Below are 19,712 nucleotides of genomic sequence, written 5' to 3' on the forward strand. Positions count from 1 at the left end.
GTATATCATTTACGTTAACGTCAATTTAAAGAGAAATAAAGCGCGAAGGAGAAAATATAGTCATTTTATTTTGATTTCTAAAAGAAAGTTTAAAACCCCCTTAAAAACAAGTACAATATTAATAGACGAAATAAACTGAAAATGAGGGGTCGAGATGGAGTTTAGGCAATTAGAATATTTTATGATGCTTTGTAAAGAACTTCATTTTACGAGGGCGGCAGAGAAGCTTCATATTTCACAGCCAACGCTAAGCCATCAAATAAAAGTTTTGGAGAATGAAGTGGGGGCTTTGTTGTTTGACCGTATTGGAAAGAAGATATCTCTTACGGAGGCAGGGGAAATATTATTTAACCAAAGCGCATTCATTTTTAATTCAATTGATAATGCAAAACTTCAGATTAATGAACTGGAATTGCTGGAGCGAGGGACATTAAAGATTGGTGCATTGCCTGGAGAGCTAACGAATATTGTATCGGAAAGCTTAATTCAATACTCATTTGAATATCCTCAAATAAAATTATCTGTACTTAGTTCGGACGATTTATATTCACTGCTAAGGGACAATCAAATTGACTTCGCTTTTTCATTTTCTCAAAACTATCTCCCTTCAGCAGAAGACCAATTTATCGAAATTCCATTGTACATTGAAGAATTTTTGTTCGTTGCAGATCGCGAACATCCATTAATGGCCGAAGAGGAGCTGAGCCTCTCACAATTAATGGATGTACCATTAATATTATTCTCAAATTTGCATCTGTGTCGAAAAATTTTGGATGGCATTATAAAACAAGAGCATATCTCATTAAATACTGTTTTTGAGACTTCCAGTATTAATACGATTTTTAATTTTGTAAGTAGGGGGATGGGCGGTACAATCATTGCAAAGTCACTCTTTCAAATGCAAGACAACGAAAAATTAATGGCACGTCCGATTACTAATGAAGGATTAAAGCGGGAAGCAGCTATTATATACCGGAAAGATAAATTTATGAATAAGGCTGTTCGTTATTATATTCCAATTATAATCGATTACTTAGAACAACTGCACATTCCATTATCTGAGCAAACGAAAGACCAACTTTATACCGTGTCCGCAGGGAAATAAAAACGATTTTGCTACTGTAAGCGAAATCGTTTTTATTATTTATATATAATTATTAAGCAGGAAATAGACTTTAAGTATTAATTTCTGTTGACAATGATTATCATTTACATGTATTATTTTCCTTATCGATAATGATAATTGTTATCAATTGAAAATTAAGGGGCGTTATGAAAATGATTACAAAAAAGTTTAATTCTTTTTTGACAATGCTACTTGTAGCTATCGGGTTACTAGTAGTTGCAGGTTGTGCAGATAAAGAAACGGGCACAGAAGAAAATAAAACAGAAGAAACAAATTCTCAAGCTACAAATTCAGAAAATTCCGCAACTGAGTATCCAATTGTGATTAAACATGCACTAGGCGAAACGGTGATTGAAGAAAAGCCGGAGCGTGTAGCAACGGTTGCATGGGCAAACCATGATGTGGCACTTGCTCTAGGTGTAGTACCAGTAGGTTTCTCAGCAGCTAACTACGGTGTTCAAGATGAAAGCGGTATGCTTCCATGGACAGTAGAAAAGTTAAAAGCGCTTGGTGAAGAGAACCCGAACATTTACCAAGATACAGATGGCCTGGATTTTGAAGCAATTTCAGATTCAAATCCGGATGTTATTTTAGCAGCATACTCAGGACTTACAAAAGAAGAGTACGATACGTTAAGCGAGATTGCTCCAGTCGTTGCATACCCGGCAACTCCTTGGGTTATTACATGGCGTGACCAAATCCTATACAACGCAAAAGGTATGGGTATGGAAGAAGAAGGAAAGCAATTAATCACGGACACAGAAAAATTAATTCAAGATAAAGCAAACGAGTTCCCTGAAATTAAAGGGAAAAAAGCGGCATTCGGTATGTTTAACGCGACAGATTTATCAAAGTTCTATATTTATACACCAGCTGATCCACGCGGAGAATTACTGGAAGAGTTAGGTATGGAATTTCCAGAAAGCATTAAAGCCCAAGTTCAGGATGAAAGCAACTTCTACATTGAGTTAAGTGCAGAAAATGCGGATGCTTTAAATGATGCTGAAATTCTAATTGCATATGGCGATGCCTTCACATTAAAAGCACTTCAGGGAGATCCGATTTTAGGGAAAGTTCCTGCAATTAAAAATGGTGCGGTGTTAATTATTCCTGACAATACTCCACTTGCTGCAGCAGGAAACCCGAATCCATTATCCATTCAATACACAATTGATGAATACGTATCACTAATTTCGGAAGTTGCAAAAAAGTTGAAGTAATATGAAAAGTTCATCCGTTATAGAAAAGAAACAATTTATGATGCCGCGTAATTTTATAAAAGTTTTAGTGCTTTTAATTATTTTACTCGGCCTATGCATACTCGCGTCATTAGTATTTGGTTCTCGGATGATTAGTTGGACAGATCTTCTGAATGGATTATTCCATTCAGAAGTTCAGTCACATGAAGCTAATGTAGTAAGACAGCGTATTGTCAGAACCATTTTTTGTTTATTATGTGGTGCTGCATTAGGTGTTTCTGGTGCACTTATGCAATCGGTTACACGAAACCCGATTGCGGATCCGAGTATTTTAGGGGTAAACACAGGGGCATCCCTTTTTGTCGTTTGTGGCATCGCCTTTTTAAACATTAGCTCAGCAAATCAATATATTTGGCTTGCAATAGCGGGAGCGTTTATTACCGCTATTTTTGTATTTGGAATCGGTTCAATGGGCAGAGGTGGCGCAACACCATTAAAGCTTGTATTAGCAGGTGCAGCAACGAGCGCAATTTTGTCCTCATTAGTTGTTGCAATTATGATTCCACGGACGAATGTTATGGATCAGTTTCGGTTTTGGCAAGTCGGAAGTGTCGGTTCCGGCAGCTGGGATACAATCACATTATTTATTCCATTTATTGTAGTAGGAATATTCATTGCACTGTTTACAGCGCCTGCACTCAATGCATTGGCATTAGGTGATGACGTGGCCACAGGGTTGGGTGTACGTACAGTTACAGTAAGAATAGTAGCGGCATTAGGTGGCGTATTATTATGTGGGGCTGCTACGGCTTTGGCAGGTCCAATCGGCTTTATTGGTTTATTAGCTACACATATCGTACGTCTCGTGATCGGTCCTGATTTACGTTATATTATTCCGATGTCGGCTTTGTCAGGGGCAATTATTTTAACGATATCCGATGTGGTCGGCAGGCTTCTTGGCAGTCCGAGTGAACTCGAAGTTGGAATTGTGACTGCCTTTATAGGGGCGCCAATTTTAATATTAATTACGATGAAAGCGAAAATGCGTGCAATATGATGAATGAAACGATGAATATGATTAAGACATTAAGACTAAAAAGAAAACGTCGCTTTATGATGATGACTTCTATACTGGCTATTATATCGTTAGTACTTTGCGGTTTAATGCTCATGCTAGGCAATACCATTTATCCAGTCCAGGATGTCGTAAAGGTATTATTAGGTGAACAGGTGAAAGGGGCTTCTTTTGCGGTAAATACGATTCGTTTCCCGCGAATGGTGGCAGGCTTATTTGCAGGCTTTGCATTTGGTGTAGGGGGCTATATTTTCCAAACGATGCTGCGTAACCCGCTAGCAAACCCAAATGTGATTGGGATTACAACAGGTTCAAGTGCCGCAGCTGTTTTTTGTATCATTGTACTGAGTACAAGCAACACCGTTGTATCCATTGCAGCTGTAATAGGAGGGCTTGCAACAGCTATCTTTATCTATCTGCTGGCAAAGGGTTCTTCCTTTTCGATTGGTCGACTTATTCTAATCGGTATCGGTATTCAGGCGATGCTTACGGCCTTTATCAATTATTTAATGTTAATCGGAAATACACATGATATTCCGGCAGCTATGAGGTGGCTGAGCGGGAGTTTAAATGGAGCCAAATTGATTAATTTATATCCATTAATTTTAATAGTGTGTATTTGTACACCGATTTTAATGTATTTTGCAAAACGCTTGGAAATGCTCGAGCTAGGCGAACAGGCAGCTACGTCTTTAGGGGTCAATACGAACAAAACGAGACTTATCCTTATTATTACATCTGTTCTCATGATTGCATTAGCTACTGCTGCTACTGGTCCGATTGCATTTGTTTCCTTTTTAGCAGGCCCGATTGCAAAGAAAATTGTAGGTGTTGGATTTTCAGCACTCATTCCGGCTGGTTTAATTGGTGTTATTTTAGTATTGGCAGCAGATCTTATTGGTCAGTTTGCTTTTGAAACACGTTATCCGGTTGGAGTCATAACAGGGATTTTCGGTGCACCGTACTTAATCTATTTATTAATCCGTATTAATCGAAAGGGAGATTTATGATGAAAACAATGCATTCATTCCAAACGCAAAATCTTGTTGCCGGCTATGACAACAAAACGATTTTACACGGTATAAGTCTAGCGATTCCAAGCAACAAAATCAGCATAATTATCGGTGCGAATGGTTGTGGGAAATCAACACTTTTAAAAACGATGGCGCGATTAATAAAGCCGATTTCCGGTCAAGTTATGCTGGATGAGCAATCGATAAACAAAATCCCTCCTAAGCAGCTTGCACGTGTTTTAGGTCTGTTGCCACAGTCACCGGTCGTACCTGAAGGAATTACGGTAGCTGATTTAGTAGGGCGGGGGCGATTCCCGCATCATAGTTTCTTAAAGGGTTGGTCAACTGCAGACTATGAAGCAGTGGCGGAAGCGATGGAAATAATGAATATTACCGAATTTGCCGATAGTCATATTGATGAGCTTTCTGGTGGTCAAAGACAACGTGTATGGATCGCCATGGCACTTGCACAGCAAACTGATATTTTGTTTTTAGATGAACCGACAACGTATTTAGACATTACGTATCAAGTAGAAATTTTGGATTTGCTGACAGATTTGAATCGTAAGCGTGGCACTACGATTGTAATGGTCCTGCATGATATTAATTTATCAGCACGTTATGCAGACCATATTTTTGCATTACATGAAGGTAAGCTCATTTCAGAAGGAATCCCTTCTCAAGTTATTACAAGTGAATTAATAAAAAGTATTTTCGACTTGAATTGTATCGTTACACAAGATCCAGTTTCGAATTCCCCATCCGTTGTACCAATCGGGAGACATCATGCGAAATCCGAAATGCTCGTTTAACTTTTTACACAATCCGGAAGCAACTAAGCCAAGGCGAAATGATTAGTAATTTAAGCTAACTTTTTAGAAATGAAAAAGAATGGAGTGTTTCGAATGAACGATATTTATGATGTAACGATTATCGGTGGAGGACCAAGTGGATTATATAGTGCGTTCTATGCAGGATTAAGGGAATTAAAAACGAAGATCATCGAATTTCAACCGACGTTAGGTGGAAAGCTGCATGTATATCCGGAAAAGATTATTTGGGACATTGGCGGCTTACCTGCGACACCTGCTCAAAAAGTAATTGAAAATTTAATCGAACAAGGACTAACATTTAAGCCGACTGTATGCCTTAATACGAAAGTCGAATTCATAACAAAAAAGGACAATCTATTTGTTATTGAAACGAATACAGGGGAAAAGCATTATACGAAGAAAGTGATTGTAGCAGTAGGTGGCGGCATCATAAGTCCAATCAAATTGCATATTGAAGGAGCAGAGAAATATGAGGTGTCGAATTTACATTATACGATTCGAGGCATTCAAAGCTTTAAAGATAAGTCGCTCCTAATTTCAGGCGGTGGCAACTCCGCAATAGACTGGGCAAAGGATTTAATCGGTATTGCAAAGCAGATGATGGTCATTTACCGAGGAGATAAGTTGTCAGCCCATGAAGCGCAAATTCGTTATTTGCAGGAAAATGGTGTCCCGATTATTACGAATACACAAATTAAAACGCTCGTAGCAAATGACGCCAAGACAAAAATTGAAGAAGTTGTTTTGGAAAACGTTAAAACAAATGAACTTTCTAAAATCGTAGTAGATGACGTACTTGTTAATCACGGCTATGATCGTGACCATTCTTTTTCATTTGATACAAGCTTGGCTCCAGAAAAAGATACTGACTATAATTATTATTATGTGACGGATGGTAAAGGACTGACATCCGTTGACGGAATTTATGCGGTCGGTGATATTTCTAAATATGAGAATAAAGTGTATTTAATAACAGGTGCTTTCCAGGATGCGGTCAATGCGATTAATTCTATAAAAGTCAGTTTAGAACCGACTGCAGATCAATATGCAAAGGTTTCCTCACACAATGAAATGTTCGAAATGCGCAATCGTGAAGTAATGAAGGGGATTTTGATAAAGGGTTAATCTGCAATAAAATAAAGAGATATTTGACGTAAAAGTTACCAATAGCTTTTGCGTTTTTTTATTACTGAAAAAGTGCAACGAATACCCTATAATGAAGGTGAGAGGGATTTAGTAATATTAGGAAATTAAAAAAGGGGTGCTAACTATGGTTTTACAAAGAATCTATAATTACAAGTGGCTTCTCATTGCCCTTGTTATTTTAACAGGAAATTTAATCGTATATCAGCTTTCATTCATTGATACTCTTCCAATTGATCAAATAAATGGGATGGTTATAGGTTCTCTAATAGATTGTGCGATAATTGCACCAGCCCTTCTTCTATTGCAAAAAGGAAAATGGTCTATTAAAAATTTTATAGCCTTTGTTGCAATGGGTATTATATTTGCAAGACTAGTTATTCCAACAGCATTTATAGAGCCTTTTCGTTATATGATGTGGTCAGCGATTGCAGTTGAAGTAGCGTTGATTATTTTGGAGCTAACTATTTTAGTTATTTTTATAAAATATTTACCGAGCATCATCCGTGCAGTGAAGTTAGAGCGGGAGCAGCTTATTTTTGCATTTCCTCGAATTGTAGCAGAGAAAGTAAAGGACAACTTACTTATAAAAATACTTTGCTCGGAGATTCTTGTGTTTTATTACGCATTTTGTAGTTGGAAGAAAAAACAGCCAAATGGATTTACAGTATACAAAAATACGATGTATATCGCTTTTTTAATCATGATTTTTCATGCGGCTTTATTTGAAGCAATCGCATTTCATTGGTTTTTTCATGATCGAGTGCCATTTTTAGCTTGGGGACATACCATTCTATCAGTCTATGGACTTTTATTTTTACTGGCTGATTTTCGTGCATTAGCTCTAAATCCAGTAAGAATTGCAGATGGTAAACTATATATTTCCAATGGATTAATGAAACGAGCAAAAATTGACTTAACGAATATTGCGCAACTTCATGCAACTGTTCAAGATGAAAATATATTTCATTTTAAAGTATTAGGAAATACAGATGAACTGCCTGCCTTTGTCATTGAGGCGAAGGAATTGCAAATAATTCATGGAATTGGAGGCTATGAAAAAACGGCGAAATATATTGGAGTTTATGCCGATGACCCGACTAACTTGCGCATGGAAATTGAATCCGCGATGAAGTAGTGTAAAAAATGTACGTCGGGGGTATATACAAGGGAAAGTAATTATACGAGGTGAAAAGATGAATATACGAATTCTAGGTTATAAAGACGCAACGAAATACAAAGAACTACGATTACAGGCTATAAATGATTCCCCGACATCATTTTGCTCATCGTACGCACAGGAAGAAATCTATACCCTGCAGGAAACCGAACATAATATTCGCCCGCAGACAGATCAATTTACACTTGGGGCATTTGAAGGTGACCAACTAATCGGCATGGTTACATTTAAACGCGAAACAAATGCAAACCTGAATCATAAAGGGCGTTTAATGGAAATGTATGTTACCCCTGAAATGAGGAAAAAGGGGATTGGTAGGGCAATGTTGGAAGAGCTGTTGCGTTTGTTAAAAGAAAATGAAGGACTTGAGCAACTTTATGTGACAGTCGAGGCAACAAACGTACAGGTGCTTGAACTTTGTAAATCTCTTGACTTCAATCAGTATGCGATTGAAAAGCGCGCAATGAAAATGGATGGGAAATACTTTGATGAATTGTGGATGGTAAAAAATCTATAACAGTAAAAAACGTAAAAGCAACTTTGATTGCTTTTACGTTTTTTCTATTATATCGCACTTCCAGCAGAGCCTTTTGATAACCGTTCTGAAATAATTAATACAATGAGGATTAAAATAATCTGCAGAACGCCATATGCACAAGCAGTTCCGAACTTAAAGGCGTAGAGCTTTTGGAAAATTGCAACTGAGAGCGGAATGGTAGATGTATTATAAATTAAAATTGATGCAACAAATTCCCCGATACTTTGTACAAAAGCTAGCAAAGTACCAGCAAGAACACCAGATAAAGTTAGGGGAATGACAATTCTTCTAAAAGTATACAACCACGTTGCACCTAAACTACGTGACGCCTCCTCAACAGATTGATCCAACTGCATAAGGGAAGCAGAAGTGGATCTAAACACAAGCGGCAAATGCCGGATAAAGTACGCGAGTGGTAAAATCCAGAATGATCCGATTAACACTTGATTGAATGTAAACACACTTTCAGTAGAGAATGCTGCGATTAAGTTAACTGCTACCACGGTACCAGGTAATGCCCATGGAATCGTGATTAAAATATCGAGCATTGTTTTTCCTTTGAAATTTAGTCTGACCATTGCATATGCTGCCGCCACCCCGAAAATAATATTGCCGATTGTCGCGATAAAGCCCATTTGAAGCGAGTTCCAGATTGGTCGCCATGTACGTTCATCCGTAAATAGCGCTTTATAATGATCAAGCGTATATTCGGTCGGTAAAATTTGAATCGTCCAAGCACCATCTTTTGAAAATGAAATTAAAATAAGGACTAAAATAGGCAAAATTAAAATGAGAGTCCCTATGAAAGATAAAACAACAGCGATATACTTTAAAGGCTTTGAACTTACTTCAGATCGGTGCACACTTACGCCTTTACTTAAATTTTGGTAATTTCGTCGGTTTTGATACCAGCGCATAATAAGTAGGAATGTAATAGAAACGAATGATAAAATCGTTGACTGTGTCGCGGCCATATCTAAGTTTCCGTTCGTTCGCGATAAATAAATTTGCATAGTCATTGTCCGCTCCACCCCGAACATGAGCGGGGCAGTATAGGAAGCCATAGACACCATAAATACGAGTAGTGACGATGCGATTAAAGAAGGTGTAAGCATCGGTAAAATAACTTTCCTCCATACACGGATACGACTCGCACCTAAACTTGTAGCTGCTTCCTCTAATGAAGGATCGAGTCCTTTAATTGCAGCAGAAGCGGTTAAGTAAAAGTACGTATACATTGTAAAGGTATGAACCACAATCACACCCCAAATTCCTTTCAGTGCAAAAGGAACGTCTTCCAATTGGAACATTTGCTGAAATAAGCGCGGAAAGATTCCACTTTCTCCATACAAAAATGTAAAAGATAAAACACCTACCAAAGGTGGCAATGCCATTGGGACAAGTACTAAAATAGATAGTACTCTACGGCCAGGAAAATCATAGCGCTCCAGTAAAAATGCCATCATAACCCCAACCACTGCACAACAGATTACACTAATTATCGATATATAAAAGCTGTTCCAAAGTGCTTCTAAATTCGCTGTGCTTTCCAAACTGAAAAACTTCTGATAATTTGCAAGAGTATTCTCGCCTGCAAAACTTTGCACGAATGTTGTATAAAATGGATAAATAACATAAGCAAATAAAATTAAAAAGAGGGGAGAAATGAGAATATAAACAAAATAGCGTGATTGTGTTAGACGAGACCACCAATTTGCTTCAAAATTATCAACAGATTTTTTGCTCATAGTGTGCCTCCCCCCTATTCTCCAAGAAAATAAATATTCTGTTTTGGAATATGCAGTTCTATCGTATCACCAGCTTGCATAAGTGCTCTCTCACGACTAATAATCATTGCTTTTAGGGTAATGTCATTCCATCTTAAAAAGTAGTTAACACTAACACCGGTAAATTCATTTAGCTCGATTACACTTGTGATCGTATTATCACCAGGACCACTTTCAAAAGCTTCGGGACGTATAGACACATAAATTTCATCGCCGGTATTTATTTGTAAACCTGCTGCCAAGTTTTCAGTCAAGCCTTTTAAAGTTAGTCCAGTATCATTTTCAACAGTAATAATATCTCCTTCGATAGATTTGACGTTCATTGTAAGTAAATTTGTTTCCCCTATAAAAGTAGCAACAAAGCGATTGTTTGGTCGATGGTAAATTTCCTGTGGGGTACCGATCTGTTTGACGATGCCATTTTCCATTACCATAATTCGATCCGACATTGCCATTGCTTCGGTTTGATCATGGGTTACATAAATAGTCGTCACGCCAAGCTCTGATTGGATCCGTTTAATTTCGATGCGTGTTTCTTCTCTTAACTTTGCATCCAAGTTAGATAGCGGCTCATCGAGTAAAAGTATATCCGGTTCAATGACAAGAGCTCTGGCCAGCGCAACACGTTGCTGCTGGCCACCGGAAAGTTCGTTAATTTTGCGGGAACCTAATGGACCTAAATGGACAAGCCCTCGAATACGGTCTACCTTTTCCTTGATTGTCTTTTTATCATATTTTCGAATTTCCAGACCAAATGCGATATTTTCATCGACCGTCATATGTGGGAAGAGTGCATAGTTTTGAAATACCATACCGATATTGCGCTTATTTGGTTGTAAAGTTGTGACATCTTGATTGTCAAAGTAGATTTTTCCTTTGGATGGATAATAGAATCCGGCAATCATCCTCAATGTAGTCGTCTTACCACAACCACTTGGACCTAAAAAAGTAAAAAACTCACCTGACTTTATATCCAATTCTAAATCGTGAACACTCAATACATCACCGAATTTTTTTGATACATCATTAATACGAACAGCTTTCATCACATCGAACTCCCTTCACACAGTAGTAGCTAGAAAAGAAAGACCTCTTGTGCAGAGGTCTTTCGAGTAAAAATTATTTGCCTTTGCCTTTAATATTTGAATCCCAATGTTCCATCCATTCCGCTTCTTTATCTGCCATCACTTGCCAGTCAATATCCATTGATTTTAAATCCAGATCTTTGTACCAGTCCGGCATTGCATCAGGATCGATATCCGTACGAGTCGGAATTTGATAATATTCTTCAGAAAGCTCAATCATTGTATTTTGGTCAAATAGGAATTCCATAAAGAGTTTTGCATTTTCTTCATTCTTTGCATTGTTCACAATACCAACTGCATCGACTAAAATAGGTGCACCGCTCTTAGGATAAATAAAGTCAAATGTGTAATCAGTCGTATGTTTCTTAAGTAAAATATCCTGTAAGTTCCATAAAGAGATGGAACCTTCCTGACGAGCTAATTTTAAATATAATGCGTTTGGATCCTGTGTATATTCCTTCGTATTAGCATCTAATTTCTTCAACCAGTCATAACCTTTTGAAGGATCATCTGCACCTTGTCGATAAATCATGGATGAGTAGATTGTACGCATTGTACCAGATGCAAGGACGCCGCGAATTAAAATCTCGTCTTTCCATTTCGGATCAAGTAATTCGTCCCAATCCTGTGGACCTTCTTCAGGGGATATAACATCACTATTAATCATAATAACTTCAGGTAACAGCATTTCACCTACCCACCGGTTTTGTTCATCTTTATGAAGCGGATCGATATTATCGATAAATGAAGGGTCCCATTCTAAAAGTAAATCTTCACCTGCGGCAACCATCATAGCTGCCTGTGTTCCGCCCCACCAGAAGTCACCTTGTGGGTTTGCTTTTTCACCTCGAACACGCTCCAAAATTTGCTGTGCGCCCATCGTCATGTATTCCACGTCAATGTTCGGGTAGCGCTCATTGAATTTTTCAATAATACCTTGTACCATGTTTTCGTCGCGCCCTGTATAAATAACGAGCTTCCCTGATGCATTTTCTTCAGTTGTACCCTCTGTCGTGCCACTATCGCTTTGTGTAGAGCCATTTGTTGACTCATCAGCATCATTACACGCAGTTAAAACTAATAAAAGAGTTGCGAGAATAAGAGTTAGCCAAGTAAATCTTTTCACTTATATTCCTCCTTAAATATAGTTTTATTTCTATAAATCAGAATAAATTAACTATTCTGTCTTTATTCTAACTTCTATATTTTTAACATTCAATTAAATATATCCATTTATATTAAATATTTACAGTTTACTGTAATAAAAATTAAATTTTAATAGATTTTATTAATTTACAAACTTTTACAACTATTTTTCATACAAAGTAATTTTGTTTATTTACACGTATTAAGGGAATTATAAATGTATAGCACGACAGCGTTAAATAAATAGCAAAACCTAAAGTACGTTAGTATGTGCATCTCATCTTATAATTGATGAAATTATAATACTGAAGGAGTGAAATCATGAAAAGCAATAAAGATATTGCATTACAAATTCTAAATGAGAACAGTATCGGTGTCATGGCAACGAATAATAACGGTGTGCCGAATTCGCGCTATATGACTTTTTACTATGTAGAATCAAAACTTTATACGGTAGCTGAAAAAAATTCGACAGTAGCACGTGAAATTACAGAGTATGGTGGCACACATATTTTATTAGGATATGAAAGTGAAGGAATTCTCGAAACCTTTTTGGAAATTGAAGGTAATGCTGCTACGACATTAAATGATGCTGTAAAGCAACAATTACTTGAAAAATACCCTTCACATGCAGATGGAGATTTTGTGCTAATTCAAATTACGCCTACACGAATGAGAATTATGAATAAAAACGGTAAAAATCAAGAAGAAGTTCATTTAATCTAAGGGGGGCCAAGTAATGGATACATTAAAAGAAAAAATTCTTTCAATTATTAATGACAACAATATCGGTACAATGGCAACATTAAACGGACGTCAACCTTATGTTCGCTATATGACGTTTACGAATGAAGAATTTGTACTATATGCTACAACAACAGAGGATTCACAAAAAGTAATGGATTTAAATGAAAATCCATATACGCATATTTTATTGGGCTATACGAAAGAAGATATGGATGCGCCATATGTAGAAATCACGGCTAAACTGAGTGAAATTAAAGATGATACACTTAAGTTGAAAATCACAAACTTTTTCAAAGATATTTTCACATCAGATGAAGGTGAAATGGTTACGATTCAGTTGGATCCGATTTCAATTAAATTGATGAATGACGGAGAGCCACAGGAACTAAACTTTTAATGAAAGTATCTTGCACTAATTAAATATGTATTGAAGAAGCAATGACATTAAATTGTCGTTGCTTTTTTTCATGTTTCAATTAGTTTATTTACTAAAAGAAAAGCTGATTTATACAAAGTATGAAAACAACAATAATTTGTAAATATTTCAGGGAATTATTATGACATTTGTATGATAAGATTTTTAAGAATTAAATATATTATATGGGGGATTTATTATGAAACTGGGTACTAAATTAAATTTAGCTTTTTACTCAATTATTGCGATAATGATTATTACCGCTGTTATTGTATTCATCAACTTAAACATGATTGATGAAAAACAAACAGAGGCATTAGATAATCGTGTAGAGCAAATTCGTTTAGTTGATGACATTCGGGCAAACCTTGCTTTTCAAGGATTATATGGACGAGCACTTATCTTGGAAAATTCCAATAAGAACCAGGAAAATTTGCTTACATATGCAGGTAAATTAGATGAAAATATTAAACAGCTCGAAGATTTAGCTACAACAAATACAATGAAATCTTATATAGAGGAAATCACAGTATTTAATAATCAATTTAACGAAAGTGTCGAAAAACTACTAGCTACGCTTAAGACTGGCAATATCCAAGCGAGTACAAATATCGTAAATAATGATTTGCAAAATGCGAACGTGGGGATTTTAAATGTAGCGAATGATATGATTACATTCCAGAAATCACAGTTGGATGAAATTAAGAACGAAACCGAACAAACAATGACAACTTCAAAAATAGTTTCAATGGTTTCCGTTCTGATAAGTCTTATAGTCGGCTTCCTTATGGTTTTATTTGTAAAAAAATCTATCGTAAAACCTTTGGCGACTTTAATGAACGCAGCAGAACATATTTCAGAAGGGGACTTAACACATCCTACAATAAAAATTCAATCAAAAGATGAAATTGGGCAACTAGGCACAATTTTTAATAAGATGAAGCTAAACCTGCAAATCTTAATCCAATCTGTTCAAAATAATTCACAACAATTAACTGCTGCTGCTGAGGAGCTCTCAGCAAGTGCGGAAGAAATTACTGCAACGACAGAAGATGTGACACAGCAAATTGAGATTACTGCAGATGCGGCACAAAATTCAGCAGTTGCTTCAAATGAAAGTGCTCGTGCAATGGAAGAAACTGCCCACGGTGTTCAGCGCATCGCGGAAGCTTCTCAAGTACTTCACAATTCATCGTTGGATGCAAGTTCGACTGCTACAAAAGGTGCTCAAATTATTGAAAGTGCTCAAGAGCAGATGGCGACAATCAATCACTCAACTTCTACTGTGAACGAACTTGTACAAAAGCTATCGGCACAAACGGTCGAAATTGAAAATATGACAAAGGTTATTACGGACATTACAGATCAGACAAATCTATTATCCTTGAATGCAGCAATTGAGGCGGCACGTGCGGGAGAGCATGGGAAAGGTTTTGCAGTGGTAGCTGATGAAGTTCGCAAACTTGCAGAAAGCTCGAAGCAATCGGCAAATTCCATTGTTGGGTTAACAATGGAAATTCAGCGTGATACTTTCAATGTAGAGCAAGCTGTTTCAAGCGCAATTAACTCAGTAAATGACGGCGTAAAAATCATTGGTCACGCAGGTGAATCATTCAATGAAATTGTTGGAGCAGTTGATTTAATGACAACACAAATCGAAGAGATTTCGGCAACAGCAGAGCAACTTTCAGCAAGTTCTGAGGAAGTGACAGCTTCTGTAAATGAAATTGCAAGTGGAGCAGGTAGTGCTTCTCAAAGTATGATTTCCGTTGCCGCAGCGATGGAAGAACAATCGGCAACGATGCAGGAAGTAAGCGGTATAGCTGTTTCTTTAGTAGATAGTGCAGCTGAATTACAAAATGAAATCGGGAAATTTAAAGTATAAAATATTCCCTAAAGTAAGTAAAAACAAAAAAAGCTCTTATGAAGCAGGACTTTCACTGCATCATAAGAGCTTTTATTTAATCTTTTAAAAACACTGGAATGTAAGGATAGAATTGCGATTTACAGTGCTGAATACCCAACCGAATCGTCCCCAACGGAAGCCTAAAATTATATTAGAAGTAACGAAAGTTGGGAAAAACCAGAAGCTATCACCATTTCTTTGCCAAATAAACGTATTCCTGTAAATACACCGTCTTATGCCGCTCGAACCTTGCTGCGATTGAGAAGCAGACAATTGCATTTGTGGTGTAAAAGCAGGAGGTGGACCCATAGGCATAGGTGTGTTTCCTCCTGGTTGAGGTGGGCCGCCTGGAAATTGCGTATTACCCCCTCCTGGTGGTGGAGGCGGACCAATCGGGAATGGACTTGATGGATTAAACGGTGGCGGAAAAAATGGGCTGAATGGTTGTTGATTGGGGCTATTGTCAAATGGGTTAAATGGATTTTGAGTCAAAAATTTACCTTCCTTCTTAAAGTATTCATTGCTAATCTATGTTAGAAAATGCACTACTTTCTAGGGTATAGCCTATATAATTGTTATAATTTTACATATTAGCATTGGAAATTTGATTAATGCGCGGAATTTTAATAAAATCACGAAGAATAGGTTTCAAAGAAGGGAATTAAAAAATGAAAAAATATATGCTCGCACTATTTTTATTATTGCTAGCCGGCTGCAGTGATGGAGAAGGGAAACAACATACTAAATTTACAGAACAGCAGGCGGTACCATTCGAATTAGTTCATTATGAAGAGAAAATTGCTCCTATTTATGAATCACTCGTTCCTTATATTGCATATGCCAATACGCCGTCACAATTTGAAGCACTTCAAGGACGATTTAATGTAGAAAATTTTTCAATTGATATGGACAAATATATGGCTGTATTTATCGTTACTTATTCAGATGGCTGTGGTACTTCCGTCGATGGTGTATATAATCAGGATGATTTTTTATCTGTTCAACTAATCGATGCTAAAGGTGAGTCATGCGATGTAGAGGGAGTTCCTCACACATTTGTTTTACAAGTGGAAAAAAATGATTATAAAAAAGTACAGTTGTTTAATGGTGAAATAATCAAATCTTCAGTAGATGTAGAATAGAAAACAAAAAGGAATTTTCGGCTTTGTAAAAAAAGGCTGAAAATTCCTTTCCTTTTTAGAGGAGATAATTTGCTATCACAAAAAAAAGAATATATAATCTTCTTAAACTATAACGTGATGGTTTTGGTTGCTAGTTTAATCATACTCATCATATTCTTTCTTATATTGAGCATGCTATTGCTCAATTTGGGTACATAAAAATAGAAGAATAAAAAATTATAGCAATTCATTTTGGAGGTGAATCCCTCATCTAGAGGGAAGTAATTGGACGTAAACACCATATTAAACATCATTTTATTAATTATCTTTTTAGGTTTAACAGCTTTCTTCGTTGCAGCAGAATTCGCTGTCGTGAAAATCCGTAAGTCGCGTATTGATCAATTGATTTTAGAAGGTAATAAAAAGGCAGTCATAGCAAAAAAAGTAGCAGGTGACCTTGATTATTATTTATCTGCTTGCCAGCTTGGTATTACTATTACAGCAATCGGCTTAGGTGCTTTTACAAAGCCGTACGTAAAGGAATTAATGTATCCTATATTTAATTGGTTAAATGTTTCGGATATTGTAGCTTCTGCTGCATCTTATGTTATTGCATTGGCGATTGTAAGTTATCTGCATGTAGTAATCGGTGAAATGGCGCCAAAAACATTGGCAATTCAGTTCTCGGAGAAAGTGACATTAATGCTTGCGGGACCACTTTATTGGTTCGGTAAAGTGATGTATCCATTTATACAGGCTTTAAATGGAACGTCGCGCCTGCTTTTACGTGCAGTTGGTGTCAAATCATCAAGTGAAGATCAGGCATACTCGGAAGAAGAGCTTAAAATTATAATGGCACAAAGCTTTCAAGGCGGCCAAATTGATCAGCAAGAGCTGAAATATTTGGAAAATGTGTTTGCATTTGATGAGCGTGATGCAAAGGATATTATGGTACCACGTACAGATTTAATAACAATCGATAAAGATATGAGTGCGGAGGAAATCGTTCAAATATTAGATGAACATAACTACACACGTTATCCTGTCGTTGAAAATAATGATAAAGACCGTATTATCGGTGTCGTCAATGCCAATAAGCTTCTCAGTCATATCGTTTCTAACCGAGAAGTTCAGTTGGATCAATTTGTAAGAAAAGTTCCGTTTGTTTTAGGTGTAACAAGCATTCAGGATGCTTTATTGAAAATGCAAATGGCAAAAGTACATATGACAGTTGTCATTGATGAATATGGTGGCACATCCGGTGTACTGACTATGGAAGACGTATTGGAAGAGCTAGTAGGCGAAATCCGTGATGAGTTTGATGAAGATGAAGTAGATGAAATCCGTAAATCCGGTGAAAATGAATATACGATAAGCGGACGCGTATTACTAGTTGAACTGGAAGATCGTTTCGGCTTTGAATTTGAGGACAGTGAAGAAATCGATACGATTGGTGGATGGATTCAACATACGAGCATTGACTCGGTAAAAAATGGGGAAGAACTCCAAATTGGTGATGAAATTAAATTCGATGACCATAGCTGGACAATTTCGGATATGGACAATCTTCAAATTAAAGAAGTCATTTTAAAACAGTATAAGTTTCAACAGTAAATAAACGATATTTATTTGTCTTGGAGGTGAATCCCTCAATTTTCGGGGGAATTAATTGGACAGTATTATAATAATAAATTTAATTTTAGTTGCGATTTTTATTTTATTAACCGCCTTTTTCGTAGGTGCTGAATTCTCAATTTTAAAAGTGCGTATGTCACGTATTGATCAGCTAATTGCAGAAGGTAATAAAAAGGCGATTACAGCCAAAAAAGTTACACAGGATTTGGACTATTATTTATCCGCCTGTCAGCTTGGTATAACAATTACAGCTTTAATACTCGGTGCATTAGGTGAACCAACAGTTGAGAAAATGCTTCAGCCGGTTTTTGACCAGTTCAACATTCCGGCAGCGATTGCGACTGCACTTTCTTATGCAATTGCCTTATCGGTTGTAACATTCCTACACGTAGTACTAGGTGAATTAATGCCAAAAACGCTGGCGATTCAATATGCAGAAAAGATGACGTTAATATTGGCGCCACCACTTTATTGGTTTGGTAAAATAACAGCTCCATTTATAAAAGTACTAAATGGTTCTGCTCAGGGATTATTGAAAATATTCGGTGTGAAACCAGCTGGTCATGATACGGTATACTCAGAAGAAGAGTTGAAAATGATTGTGACACAAAGTTATGAAGGCGGAGAAATCAATAAAACCGAGCTTGCCTATTTAGAAAATATTTTCGCCTTTGATTCCCGTAAATTGCGTGAAGTTATGATTCCGCGCAGTGAAATTGTAACACTGGAAAAAAACTTTACGCTGGAGCAAATGCTAGCTGTTATCGAGGAATTTGAATTTACACGTTATCCGGTTATTGACCGAAGTAAAAATACATCGGCTTTTATCGGCTTTGTGAATTCGAAAGAAATGCTGACGGATATTGCTGCAGGACGTATTAATGATATGACTTCATATATTCGTGAAATCCCTCGCTATAAAGAAACCGTTGCGATAAAAGATGTGTTTTTAAAAATGCAGCAAACACGCAATCATATGGCGATTGTTACCGATGGAAAAGGGGTTACAATTGGGCTTGTTACGATGGAAGATATATTATCAGAAATCGTTGGAGAGATTGAAGACGAAGATGATGGTAATATAGTCTATACAAACTAAATCCCGCAACCTTAAAAACGATCATTTTGCCACTGAGCATAGTGATCGTTTTTTACATTACGGCTTTTTATATGCCATCTTTACAAACCGTTCCATCAGCCTTTTTAAACTAAACCTTTTATAATGAAAGAAAGGAGTAAATAAAAATGCAATGTGGTGCAAAATGTTTTGTAGTGGAAGTGGAGCATAATGGTGAAAAAAAGCGAATACCGGTAAAAGCCAGGTCTGCGATAAACGCTAGAAAAACGATCCGCCTTAAATATGAAGAAGCTGTAAAAATTATTTCCGTAAGGGAAGAAAAATAAATTCCACTAAAAAAAATCGATGCCCTTTTTTAAAAGAGGGTATCGATTTTGTGTTAAAGACGATTCTGTTTTTCTAGTTTAATTTGCTTCACTAAATGAATGATGAGCATTAAAATACCTACCGCACATAAAACGATGCTAATGATAAACAAGATGAGCCAGGCTTCCATACTCCAGTTTGTCGTAAAAAATATCGATCCTACTAATAACAGGACCCCTAAAAATAATATAAGGTATCCACCTTTAGACAATGACATGCCAAAAACCTCCTTCCACTACTACATCATAAAAATAACATAAATCTCGTAAAGTTATCTAATTAAAATGATAGAAATTATTTTAAGTAATTATCTAATTCT

The 19,712-nt window shown here is 36.7% G+C and carries 20 protein-coding genes; 15 read left to right on the plus strand and 5 right to left on the minus strand.

The window, feature by feature from the left end:
* Positions 1-154 precede the first annotated feature (154 nt).
* From H9635_RS08670 to H9635_RS08705, 8 genes are all read left to right on the plus strand, one after another.
* Positions 155-1,105, plus strand: coding sequence for a LysR family transcriptional regulator (locus H9635_RS08670; RefSeq protein ID WP_191699786.1), 951 nt, complete (start codon positions 155-157; stop codon positions 1,103-1,105).
* Positions 1,106-1,278: 173 nt separating this feature from the next.
* Positions 1,279-2,346 (plus strand): iron-siderophore ABC transporter substrate-binding protein, encoded by a 1,068-nt coding sequence (locus H9635_RS08675; protein WP_191699787.1) that lies wholly within the window; start codon positions 1,279-1,281, stop codon positions 2,344-2,346.
* Position 2,347: 1 nt separating this feature from the next.
* Positions 2,348-3,382 carry a FecCD family ABC transporter permease gene (locus H9635_RS08680; RefSeq protein ID WP_191699788.1) on the plus strand — a complete coding sequence of 345 codons (1,035 nt, stop codon included), beginning with the start codon at positions 2,348-2,350 and terminating at the stop codon, positions 3,380-3,382.
* Positions 3,379-4,410, plus strand: a complete 1,032-nt coding sequence (locus tag H9635_RS08685) for a FecCD family ABC transporter permease (RefSeq protein ID WP_191699789.1) — start codon at positions 3,379-3,381, stop codon at positions 4,408-4,410. Before H9635_RS08680 ends, H9635_RS08685 begins: the two co-directional genes overlap by 4 nt.
* Complete coding sequence (locus H9635_RS08690) at positions 4,410-5,225, plus strand: ABC transporter ATP-binding protein (RefSeq protein ID WP_191699790.1); 816 nt, start codon at positions 4,410-4,412, stop codon at positions 5,223-5,225. Before H9635_RS08685 ends, H9635_RS08690 begins: the two co-directional genes overlap by 1 nt.
* A gap of 93 nt (positions 5,226-5,318) precedes the next feature.
* Positions 5,319-6,371 carry an NAD(P)/FAD-dependent oxidoreductase gene (locus tag H9635_RS08695; RefSeq protein ID WP_191699791.1) on the plus strand — a complete coding sequence of 351 codons (1,053 nt, stop codon included), beginning with the start codon at positions 5,319-5,321 and terminating at the stop codon, positions 6,369-6,371.
* A 145-nt stretch (positions 6,372-6,516) separates the two neighbouring features.
* Positions 6,517-7,527, plus strand: a complete 1,011-nt coding sequence (locus H9635_RS08700) for a hypothetical protein (protein WP_191699792.1) — start codon at positions 6,517-6,519, stop codon at positions 7,525-7,527.
* A gap of 58 nt (positions 7,528-7,585) precedes the next feature.
* The gene (locus tag H9635_RS08705) at positions 7,586-8,086 is read left to right on the plus strand and encodes a GNAT family N-acetyltransferase (RefSeq protein ID WP_191699793.1); all 501 of its coding nucleotides are present in this window, start codon (positions 7,586-7,588) and stop codon (positions 8,084-8,086) included.
* Positions 8,087-8,133: 47 nt separating this feature from the next.
* Here the strand turns inward: H9635_RS08705 and H9635_RS08710 are convergent, their stop codons facing one another.
* The 3 genes from H9635_RS08710 to H9635_RS08720 form a co-directional block, all read right to left on the minus strand.
* Positions 8,134-9,855, minus strand: coding sequence for an ABC transporter permease (locus tag H9635_RS08710; protein WP_191699794.1), 1,722 nt, complete (start codon positions 9,853-9,855; stop codon positions 8,134-8,136).
* 14 nt (positions 9,856-9,869) lie between these two features.
* A complete protein-coding gene (locus H9635_RS08715; protein ID WP_191699795.1) occupies positions 9,870-10,940 on the minus strand; it encodes an ABC transporter ATP-binding protein in 1,071 nt (356 codons plus the stop codon).
* A gap of 73 nt (positions 10,941-11,013) precedes the next feature.
* Entirely contained in the window at positions 11,014-12,105 is a 1,092-nt protein-coding gene (locus H9635_RS08720) for an extracellular solute-binding protein (protein ID WP_191699796.1), read from the minus strand.
* Between the two features lie 341 nt (positions 12,106-12,446).
* Between H9635_RS08720 and H9635_RS08725 the strand changes: the two genes are divergently transcribed.
* From H9635_RS08725 to H9635_RS08735, 3 genes are all read left to right on the plus strand, one after another.
* Entirely contained in the window at positions 12,447-12,851 is a 405-nt protein-coding gene (locus tag H9635_RS08725; protein WP_191699797.1) for a pyridoxamine 5'-phosphate oxidase family protein, read from the plus strand.
* 13 nt (positions 12,852-12,864) lie between these two features.
* Positions 12,865-13,269, plus strand: a complete 405-nt coding sequence (locus H9635_RS08730; RefSeq protein WP_191699798.1) for a pyridoxamine 5'-phosphate oxidase family protein — start codon at positions 12,865-12,867, stop codon at positions 13,267-13,269.
* Between the two features lie 217 nt (positions 13,270-13,486).
* A complete protein-coding gene (locus H9635_RS08735; RefSeq protein ID WP_191699799.1) occupies positions 13,487-15,172 on the plus strand; it encodes a methyl-accepting chemotaxis protein in 1,686 nt (561 codons plus the stop codon).
* An 84-nt stretch (positions 15,173-15,256) separates the two neighbouring features.
* On the opposite strand, the gene H9635_RS08740 is transcribed toward H9635_RS08735, so the two are convergent.
* Positions 15,257-15,685, minus strand: coding sequence for a hypothetical protein (locus H9635_RS08740; RefSeq protein WP_191699800.1), 429 nt, complete (start codon positions 15,683-15,685; stop codon positions 15,257-15,259).
* 176 nt (positions 15,686-15,861) lie between these two features.
* On the opposite strand from H9635_RS08740, the gene H9635_RS08745 reads away from it, so the two are divergent.
* The 4 genes from H9635_RS08745 (at position 15,862) to H9635_RS08760 (ending at position 19,353) form a co-directional block, all read left to right on the plus strand.
* On the plus strand, positions 15,862-16,335 hold the full coding sequence (locus tag H9635_RS08745; RefSeq protein ID WP_191699801.1) for a Fe-S oxidoreductase: 474 nt from the start codon (positions 15,862-15,864) through the stop codon (positions 16,333-16,335).
* A gap of 264 nt (positions 16,336-16,599) precedes the next feature.
* Positions 16,600-17,928 (plus strand): hemolysin family protein, encoded by a 1,329-nt coding sequence (locus tag H9635_RS08750; RefSeq protein ID WP_191699802.1) that lies wholly within the window; start codon positions 16,600-16,602, stop codon positions 17,926-17,928.
* A gap of 55 nt (positions 17,929-17,983) precedes the next feature.
* The gene (locus tag H9635_RS08755) at positions 17,984-19,048 is read left to right on the plus strand and encodes a hemolysin family protein (RefSeq protein ID WP_191699803.1); all 1,065 of its coding nucleotides are present in this window, start codon (positions 17,984-17,986) and stop codon (positions 19,046-19,048) included.
* Between the two features lie 146 nt (positions 19,049-19,194).
* Positions 19,195-19,353 carry a hypothetical protein gene (locus tag H9635_RS08760; RefSeq protein WP_191699804.1) on the plus strand — a complete coding sequence of 53 codons (159 nt, stop codon included), beginning with the start codon at positions 19,195-19,197 and terminating at the stop codon, positions 19,351-19,353.
* 53 nt (positions 19,354-19,406) lie between these two features.
* Here H9635_RS08760 and H9635_RS08765 read toward each other — a convergent pair whose 3' ends face one another.
* Positions 19,407-19,610, minus strand: coding sequence for a hypothetical protein (locus tag H9635_RS08765; protein ID WP_191699805.1), 204 nt, complete (start codon positions 19,608-19,610; stop codon positions 19,407-19,409).
* Between the last annotated feature and the right edge of the window lie 102 nt (positions 19,611-19,712).

The organism is Solibacillus faecavium (assembly GCF_014836905.1).
Classification (GTDB): Bacteria; Bacillota; Bacilli; order Bacillales_A; family Planococcaceae; genus Solibacillus; species Solibacillus faecavium.